Source organism: Pedobacter soli (assembly GCF_900101435.1).
Classification (GTDB): domain Bacteria; phylum Bacteroidota; class Bacteroidia; order Sphingobacteriales; family Sphingobacteriaceae; genus Pedobacter; species Pedobacter soli.
Window position 1 is genome coordinate 373,455 of sequence record NZ_FMZH01000006.1, and the last position, 8,549, is coordinate 382,003.

At 37.7% G+C, this 8,549-nt stretch carries 8 protein-coding genes; 2 read left to right on the forward strand and 6 right to left on the reverse strand.

Annotation, left to right across the window (positions count from 1 at the left end; translation table 11 throughout):
* Nucleotides 1–5: 5 nt before the first annotated feature.
* On the reverse strand, nucleotides 6–746 hold the full coding sequence (locus BLR37_RS15550; RefSeq protein WP_090770062.1) for a LytR/AlgR family response regulator transcription factor: 741 nt from the start codon (nucleotides 744–746) through the stop codon (nucleotides 6–8).
* Complete coding sequence (locus BLR37_RS15555) at nucleotides 743–2,683, reverse strand: sensor histidine kinase (protein ID WP_167356620.1); 1,941 nt, start codon at nucleotides 2,681–2,683, stop codon at nucleotides 743–745. Before BLR37_RS15555 ends, BLR37_RS15550 begins: the two co-directional genes overlap by 4 nt.
* A gap of 342 nt (nucleotides 2,684–3,025) precedes the next feature.
* Here BLR37_RS15555 and BLR37_RS15560 point away from each other — a divergent pair, with 342 nt between their 5' ends.
* Both BLR37_RS15560 and BLR37_RS15565 read left to right on the forward strand, forming a co-directional pair.
* Nucleotides 3,026–3,805, forward strand: coding sequence for a hypothetical protein (locus BLR37_RS15560; protein ID WP_090770066.1), 780 nt, complete (start codon nucleotides 3,026–3,028; stop codon nucleotides 3,803–3,805).
* Nucleotides 3,806–3,880: 75 nt separating this feature from the next.
* Complete coding sequence (locus tag BLR37_RS15565; protein WP_143009584.1) at nucleotides 3,881–5,455, forward strand: hypothetical protein; 1,575 nt, start codon at nucleotides 3,881–3,883, stop codon at nucleotides 5,453–5,455.
* A 67-nt stretch (nucleotides 5,456–5,522) separates the two neighbouring features.
* Here BLR37_RS15565 and BLR37_RS15570 read toward each other — a convergent pair whose 3' ends face one another.
* The 4 genes from BLR37_RS15570 to BLR37_RS15585 all read right to left on the reverse strand — a co-directional run bounded on the left by BLR37_RS15570 (nucleotide 5,523) and on the right by BLR37_RS15585 (nucleotide 8,039).
* Nucleotides 5,523–5,927 carry a hypothetical protein gene (locus BLR37_RS15570; protein WP_039476689.1) on the reverse strand — a complete coding sequence of 135 codons (405 nt, stop codon included), beginning with the start codon at nucleotides 5,925–5,927 and terminating at the stop codon, nucleotides 5,523–5,525.
* 54 nt (nucleotides 5,928–5,981) lie between these two features.
* Nucleotides 5,982–6,317 carry a gliding motility protein GldC gene (gene gldC / locus BLR37_RS15575; RefSeq protein ID WP_039476687.1) on the reverse strand — a complete coding sequence of 112 codons (336 nt, stop codon included), beginning with the start codon at nucleotides 6,315–6,317 and terminating at the stop codon, nucleotides 5,982–5,984.
* A gap of 100 nt (nucleotides 6,318–6,417) precedes the next feature.
* Nucleotides 6,418–6,690: a hypothetical protein gene (locus BLR37_RS15580; RefSeq protein ID WP_090770071.1), complete on the reverse strand. Its 273-nt coding sequence runs from the start codon at nucleotides 6,688–6,690 to the stop codon at nucleotides 6,418–6,420.
* A gap of 2 nt (nucleotides 6,691–6,692) precedes the next feature.
* Entirely contained in the window at nucleotides 6,693–8,039 is a 1,347-nt protein-coding gene (locus tag BLR37_RS15585) for a DEAD/DEAH box helicase (RefSeq protein ID WP_090770073.1), read from the reverse strand.
* Nucleotides 8,040–8,549 lie beyond the last annotated feature (510 nt).

The following is an 8,549-nucleotide window of genomic DNA, read 5'->3' on the forward strand; positions in this document are numbered from 1 at the left end:
TAGTTTTAAACCAGGCCAAATCTTTCTATCAGTTTATCCTTTTGAATGCGGGCTACCTGTAACTGTTTATTATTTTCCATGGTGAGCAGGCAATCGTTTTTATTAAAATGCTTTACTTTATGCAGATTGATAATGTACTGCCTGTGGATGCGAAAGAAATTTCTCTCTTCCAGAATTTCCTGTACATCTTTCAGGGTTTTGGAAATAATTACTTTTTCTCCATCCAGTAAAACCAAAATAGAGTAATTGCTACTGGCTTCTACATATAAAATATCATCCAAATTCACAAAAGTAATCCCCGTTAAGGAGCTCACAGCTATTTTATTAATGCGCTCAAGGTAAAACTGCTTCTGAAAAAGATCAAATTGCGCCTCTGAGGGTTTGCTCAAATCAGCCGCCTTATTTACCGCATCAATTAAATCGTTAATGTAAACCGGCTTTACCAGATAATCTAAAGCACTAAACCTAAACGCCCTTAAGGCAAATTCGTTGTAGGCTGTAATAAAAATTACACTAAAATTTATCGGTGCCAGCTGCTCTAAAAACTGAAAACCATTTAATTCGGGCATTTCGATGTCCAGAAAAACCAAATCGGGCTTTAGCTGTGCAATTTCCTGCAGCGCCTTTAATGGGCTGTTAAAAGTATGTATGTCGCCAATTTCGGGGCAATGTCGCTGAAGCTGGATGCGCAACAGATTAACGCTATCTTCCTCATCGTCGATAATTATGGTGTTTAAGCGTTTCATACCAAATGGAGATTAATGGAGACCAAAGTGCCTGTAGCTTCGTTATTTTCGTTGTACAAATCTTTAATATGAACCTGGGTATTGGCGTTAAATTTTTTATTGAAAACCGCAATGCGTTCGCTGGTAATTAAAGTACCGTACGATTTATCTTTTTCTGCAGCCTTGCTTTTGAGCTCGCCGGCTTTTACACGTCCTATCCCATCATCTTCAATGGTAATATTTAAGGTTTGTGCAGTAAAATCCTGGCTAATTTTAATACTAATTTTACCGCCCTGCTTTTTATGCATTAAGCCATGCCAGATTGCATTTTCAATGTAAGGCTGTATCAGCATCGGTGGGATTTCTATAAAGTCGGCATCAACATGATCATCTATATCGAAAACATAGTTTAACTTGCCTTTGAAGCGCATACTTTCCATCTCGAGGTATAGCCTTAAACTAATAATCTCTTCTGTAAGCACTATTTTTTCTTTGCGTGAATGTACTAACGATAAGCGCATGAGTTGAGAGAATTTGCTAAGGTAATCGGATGCTAAGCTACTATCATTTTGTTCGATATATAAATTGATTGAATTTAAGCAATTAAAAATAAAATGCGGGTTCATTTGCAAGCGTAAAATTTTATGCTCGTTTTCGGTATTTTTTATTTTCAGGTTAATGAGTTCCAGCTCATCAAGCCTGTCTTTATAAGCCAATGCAGTTAAAAACAAAATGGTATCGACCACAAATGCCAGGGTGATTAAATCGTACTGCGCATTTAGATGATGGTACCAATCAGGCAAGTAACTGTAGGCAAACAGCCATTTGGGTACAACCACGAAAATAAATGCCACAGCCAACGTAACCAGACCAATAAAAGCAAATTTCAAATATCCCCGGTTGGGTTTTGGACGGGTGTAATAGCTTAACCAAAGCAATAATATTATAAAGGGCAGTGCATTATATTTCCAAAATATCTTGGTTATTTCACTTTGCTCGGGCCATACAAAGTGAACGGGCATAATAATCAGCATCAATAACCACTGCAGCAGGCAGATTTTCAGGTATATATTTAGCCACTTGTTTTGTTTAACCTGTAAAAACTCGCTTAAAAATAGGATATAGAAAATACTTTGCGGAATAAAAGACAGCAGAAATATAAAATCATTATTGAGCCAGGGTAGCCAATCCATTTCAAACACCAAAGCATCAACCTGCAAAGAATATCTTAAAAACAACGAAATAGAGGCTAAAGCACAGTACAGGTATGATTTAAGTCTGCGTTGCAAATAATATTTTAAACAACAATAAACAAATACCGCAAAATAAAAGCCTGCTACCCATAATTTTAAGTTTTTGAAACTTGTCGGAGCACTGATCAATTCTTCTACTTTTTCCTGATAGGCAGTATCAAAAGCCTCTAAATAAGGGTATTGATGCGCAACGTTATACTGATATTTATTGATTAACAGATAAAATTGCTGTACGCTTTGCTGCTTAATGGGCAGGTTAAGCCGCCAGTAATCGCCTTTAACTGATAAATCATGAATACGTGAGCCAAAGCCGGTTCGCCCAACCAGCACCAGTTGATTATGTTTGTATTCGTACAGCAACGATTCTTCGTTTTTGTTACCAAGTTTTAAAATCAGGGTGGTATCTTTCTTTAAGGCACTTACAGTACTAAAATGTAGCCAGAATTGCCTTACAGTATCGGCAAACTCACCTTCCTGCAAAGTAGTATCGAGCATGTGCCATTTTAAGGTTTTAAGTTGCCTGATGGTTTTATTATCCTTTTTAGAAACAGCATAAAAGGAATTATTGATCAGACTGATTTTTTTTGTCTCGTAATTAACCACAACGGATTTTACAACAGGCTGCCCCATTACAGAAAAGCTGTTACCCAAAATGGCATATACAAAAATGAAGAAAGTGATTAAAGAGCTGTTTTTTATAATCATCCTGCTAAAAACCCTAAACGGATACCTAAATTTAAAGTTAATTAGAAAAACTACAATAAACATTAAAAATGAGTGAGCTGTTGTTTTAGTCTTGCGAAACCTGCTATTTCATGTTTAAATGTTATTCTTAAACTCCTGATTGCAGTTGCTGCCATAACATTTTCAACTACACATGGTATAAGCCTTAGTTCACAGCAAAAATCAGATACTTCACTCAATTACCCCCGTAAGAGAAAATGCTTATCTTAAATTTGAATTGTAAACCAAATCGTACAAAAAACCACTAATTCAGTAACCGTATAGAAATGATGATTAACGCTTTGCCATAAAAATCATACTATTATGAAGAAGATCTTAATTAGCGCCCTCTTATTAAATCTGGCCTCGATAACCGCATTTACTTTAAAGACCGAGATTTCTTTTCGGTTGGGCACCAAAACCTGCATAGCAAAATATAAAGAAAATACAGCAAGCATTGCCACGCTCCTGTCGCTGCACGATAATGAGAATACAGCGATTGACGCATTTAACGGCTTACCTAAAGACACCAGCTTCAATCTTTTTGAAATTCACCAGAATAATGTACGCACGCTAACCTGCAATGTTAACAATAAAAACTATGAGTTTGATCCTAACCGTATTTTCTCTGATAGCGGGATTGACAGCACTTTAAAAAAGTACAACACCGGGGTAACTAAATTCCCAAAAGCTGTAATTACCCAAATCAAAGCCTTTTCTACCGATCTTTTAAAGGCCTATAACGAGCGGAAGCAAAACAAATACACCATTTCCATCCACAATAATACCAATGAGGGCGCGCTTTCATTAACCGATTACATCAAACCTAATAAATACCATCAGGAAGCTAAAGCAGTTTTTACAGCGGAGGGGAAAGATTTGGATGATTTTTTTCTGGTAACAGAACTCAATGACTTCAACTACTTTAAAGGATTAAACGAAAACGTGGTGCTGCAAAGCGAGAATCCGACAGATGATGGTTCTTTATCTGTTTATTGTGCCAAAAACAAAATTCCATACATCAATATCGAAGCCGAAAATGACCATAAAGAAGAACAGAAAGGCATGTTGAAAATTGTTTACGGACTTTTAAAAATAAGATAAGATTATACAGTGTATAAAAACAACAACCAAGCAATTAAAGCCATGAAAAGTTTCATTCAAAAAGGCCTTATATTCATGCTATTTTGCATAGCAACAGAGACCATCGCACAAGTTAGAAAAACAGCAACGCCTGCTAAAACCAAAAAGACCAGTACCACGCCAACAGTTACAAAAAGCATAGCCATTGAGTTATTGCGTTCTAGTACAGAGCAAGCCAGCCGAATGATTGGCACCGAACTGAAAGCATTGGGCGTACAAATGGAAAGTATAGACGAGGAATCTATATACAATAATCCGAAAAACGGACAAAAAAGTGGCGAACTTTTACAGGTACGTACATCACTCATTTGTAGTCATAAAATACAGATAGACATACGGGCCAATGCAAACGATCAGATACAACGTATCGACTGGTATCTTAACGATGTGCCGAAGGAAGGTTTTTTCGCTCTTGAAAAAGTACTGGGATACCGTAAATGGCAGGCCCTTAGCCCAAACCTTTTCTTAAACAACAATTTAATTGCCGAAGTAACGGAAATGGGCAGTAGCGGAGAAGATAAAAATCAGTTCACTTATGCCATTAGTTTAACCAAAACGGATCCTTTTGTTTTACCGGTAATGGCTAAAGTTTTCAGTACTGATACGTTAACGGTTCATAATAACCCGGAAGAAGCCGGACAAAGCGTAGTTCAGTTTTTAAGAGGTCAGGGCAACAAATTTCTTTATAAGTCATCTAATATTTTAACAAGTTATCAAGGTAAAGGAATTTCGAAAATTAATGGTTATACCACAACTTACATGTTTGCTGAGGGCACCTCTGTAACTGTTTCGAGCAACAAATATCAAAAACTAAATGCAATAGATTTCAGTTTTACCGATCCGCTAGTACATAACAAAATTAAAAAATGGTTCCGCCTAAATAATTGGACGGATGATGGTGAAGGAGATGAAGAAGGTGATCTAATTTACAGCAAAAATAACCTGAAATGTACTAATAACGACAAAGAGAAATACATAAGGTTTGCTGTTTCCCCTTACATTACGGATATTGCAACCCGCTATCAAAACACCGACCCCATAGATGCATCTTCGCTGGTAAGCTACTACCTTAATATGGAAAAAGCAACATTAAAAACCTTCCTGGCCGAAAATTATCTCACATCGATTAAGGTTAACTGGCCAGGTAGAGATATGACTTATCAGGCAGGGGCTTTCCCGCACGATTTTTATTTCAAATCTCCCGCCGATTCGCTTTGTTATGTGAGTTACGAATACCAGCTAAGTGATACCTGGTCGCGCATTATTTATTTCAGTACCGGCGATAAGGCCTATTACGAAAAGATGAAAACCGATTTGTTAAAGAATGCCGAAGATCCTAAATCGAAAGTTATTGTAAATTATAGTGATAAGCAATTTGATAAAACGCGGATGTATTACATTACCATATTTTCGAAAGAAAAGGACATTGAAAACAAACGCAAAAAACAAGATGCCCTGCTTGCACAGCAGCGAAGAGAAAAAGCAGAGGCAGAAGAAAAGGCACGCATAAAGGCCGAGAAAGATGCAAAAACATCCGCCGACATTCAAAAGGTAGGCGATATACTGATACAAGGTTTGGAACAAATTAATAGAAGAAAAGGGAACAATTAATTATCCGGCATAACCTTGCCTTTAAAAATAAACGCCGGTAACATAATAGCTATCGGCGTTTTATTTTTTATGGTTTTATCTCCAGGCGTTCTTTCTTAACACTGGTGGCCAGTAAAATTACCGCAACCAGCAACACAATCCAGCCCCACTGGAAATGGATGGTTTTCGACAGCATTTTATCAAAAAATTTAGAGCCAAAGTAATTGTTTACTTTAAACCAAACCGCAGCAGCCATTACCGCAGTCCAGATTACCGCTACAATAGCCATTAGCCTGAACATGCTTAGTGCCCTTACAAACAGGAATAGAGCAGCCAAAGCAAAAATAGCCAGAGAGATATAAAGCAAACGCGGATCTGCCTGGTATAAATTCCAGTTACCTTTAACAGGCACTTTTAACATTGGTGCAATGGTTATGGCAATGGCACCCAGAATTAAGCCGATGTAGGCATTTATTTTTTTTACAACTAACATCTTGTCGTTTGTGTTAATATTTTAGAAACTGCGAACTGAAAATTGCCAGCTAAACTACTGACCTTCAATAATGCCCATTTTATCGGCAAAGTGAGCGCAATAATCGCGTAAATCCTCAACAATCAGCGTTTCGCCTGTTGCTTTTAAAAAACTATCGCCCATCGTTTGCAGGGTTTCGTAGAAAAAACGTTTCATTTCATCAACCGGCATGTCTTTAGTCCAAAGATCGATACGCATTGAGTTTTTATAATTGTGATCCCAAAGGGCCAGAAACATCGATTTAACCGGCACTTTATCTGTAGTTTGTGCATCGGTACTTTCCCAAAGAATATTCTCTGGCATATTGTTATCGTCTAACTCAACGGTAATTTTAATTTCTGCTTTTCTCATATTTTAAAAATGGATATCACCAATAAACAGATTGCACTGGTTTATGGGTATTTTATTCGGGGGCAAAGATGATGATTTTACCAAATACTTCGCCCTTGTATTATGCTACTTTTTGTAATATTAGCATCAAGATTGCGGCAATAACGATAAATAACAGTTCTACCATCCAGATTCGCTTAATATCTTTTAACGTAAAACGAAAAATAAGATCGGTTACAAAAGTAACAGCAACCAGACAACCCAGAATAAGCAAATAGAAACCACTAAGGTTAATCTGCCTTGGTGCAGTACTTTTTTCAGAAAAAAGACCAACTACCAATAAGCTTAAACCAATTGCACCAACAATATTTAACGGAGTAACACGCAGTTTCATAGTTATTTCTTTTTATCGAAACGTTTACCCTTTTTAAAGCTTTTAACTTCTTTTCCAGCTTTTGCTTTGGCCTTATCCCTGGCTTTTTGCTCAATAGCCTTTGCATTTTTCTTTTCGTGGAAAGCCCCTTTAAAATCAGGATCTTCCTTACGTTTTTGCAAATCAATTTCTTTGGCTATCTGCTGGCGTTCCTCATAAGGCGTTTCTTCAATAAAAACACCCTGTGGTATGGCCTCAACCGGAATAGATTGACGGATCAGTTTTTCGATTTTACGGATATAGTATTTTTCGCCTTCAGTAGCAAAAGTAATGGCATCGCCTTTGGCAAAAGCCCTACCCGTACGCCCGATACGGTGCACATAATCTTCGATGATAATCGGCACATCAAAATTGATAACATGGCTTACATCGCTTACATCTATCCCCCTGCTGGCTACATCTGTTGCCACTAAAACCCTTACATTTCCTTCTTTAAAGCTATTAATAGAGTTAATCCGCGTGTTCTGGCCTTTATTGGCGTGGATTACCCGAACATTATCGGCACCATATTTTCGTTCCATGAAACTAAAAATATTATCGGCAACCGTTTTGGTTTTACAGAAGATGATTAAACGTGTAAATGCTTCGTCATTCTTCAACAAAGTTTGCAATAAATTCAGTTTCGTTTTAAAGTTCGGCACATAATACAGCGTTTGTGTTACGTTTGCTGCAGGAGTTGCCTGCTGCGCCGTTTCAATAATGGTTGGATTTTTCAGGAAATCGCCGGCAATTTTCTGAATCAGATCGCTCATAGTGGCAGAAAACAGTAAGTTTTGCCGTTTACGCGGTACCACTTCCAAAATGCGGTGTATCGAACCAATAAAGCCCATATCCATCATTTTATCTGCCTCATCCAGCACCAAAAATTTTAAGCTTTGGGTTTTAATATCGCCTGTTAAATACAAATCAAGGAAACGCCCCGGCGTGGCAATCAAAATATCGACACCTTTTGCCAGTTGTTCTTTTTGCGTTTTAGGGCCAATACCACCAAAAATCACCAGCGAACGCAAATCGGTATAGGTAGAAAACAGTTTTACCTGTTCCTCAATCTGCATGGCCAGTTCGCGGGTTGGCGATAAAATCAACGCGCGAATATTTTCACCCTGCGCATACTTTAGCTGCATTAAAATCGGCAATACAAAAGCTGCTGTTTTTCCGGTTCCGGTTTCGGCAATGCCAAAAATATCCTGTCCGGATAATATCGGAGCAATTGCTTTTTCCTGTATCGGCGTTGCAACGGTGTAACCCGCATCGGCCACAGCATTTAAAATTTGCCTGTTTAACTTAAAGTCTTCGAACGATTTTGCCATAGCACACAAAGATAGGCTTTTTAAGCCGAAAGCCTAAAGACCAAAGCAGAAAGCCTTAATTGCGCAAAACCATTTTATTTAACACAACTATGTTCAGAAAAGCAGTTGCAGTAATGCTTTGGTTCCACCTGCCCTGCTATCCGTTTTATTTCGTTACACTCCGTGTCCACTACTATCCCTTAGGTTTGTTATAATCAAAAAAGTTTGAGATTTGTACAGAAAACCTTAACGGCAGTGCTGAACTATTACTCTGTCTAGATTAAATATCTAAAACCTGTATCAGAGCACTGCCGTTTGTTGAACAAGAACCATATAGAATTTTAGTCTTCGCCGGACTGTTAAGGGATTTAGTTTCATTCAACATCAAGGTTATTTATTCCACTTAACAACCCAAAGTTATGAATTACAGATTATTTGCAGGCATTGATGTTTCAAAACTGAAAATAGATGTTGTGTTTTTTCTTACCGAGAATCCAGACAAGCAATTCCATGAATGCTTTGACAACAGTG

Coding starts and splice junctions, on each gene's coding strand:
- BLR37_RS15550 (WP_090770062.1), bottom strand. CDS start 746: ATGAAACGCTTAAACACCATAATTATCGACGATGAGGAAGATAGCGTT.
- BLR37_RS15555 (WP_167356620.1), bottom strand. CDS start 2,683: ATGATTATAAAAAACAGCTCTTTAATCACTTTCTTCATTTTTGTATAT.
- BLR37_RS15560 (WP_090770066.1), top strand. CDS start 3,026: ATGAAGAAGATCTTAATTAGCGCCCTCTTATTAAATCTGGCCTCGATA.
- BLR37_RS15565 (WP_143009584.1), top strand. CDS start 3,881: ATGCTATTTTGCATAGCAACAGAGACCATCGCACAAGTTAGAAAAACA.
- BLR37_RS15570 (WP_039476689.1), bottom strand. CDS start 5,927: ATGTTAGTTGTAAAAAAAATAAATGCCTACATCGGCTTAATTCTGGGT.
- gldC (WP_039476687.1), bottom strand. CDS start 6,317: ATGAGAAAAGCAGAAATTAAAATTACCGTTGAGTTAGACGATAACAAT.
- BLR37_RS15580 (WP_090770071.1), bottom strand. CDS start 6,690: ATGAAACTGCGTGTTACTCCGTTAAATATTGTTGGTGCAATTGGTTTA.
- BLR37_RS15585 (WP_090770073.1), bottom strand. CDS start 8,039: ATGGCAAAATCGTTCGAAGACTTTAAGTTAAACAGGCAAATTTTAAAT.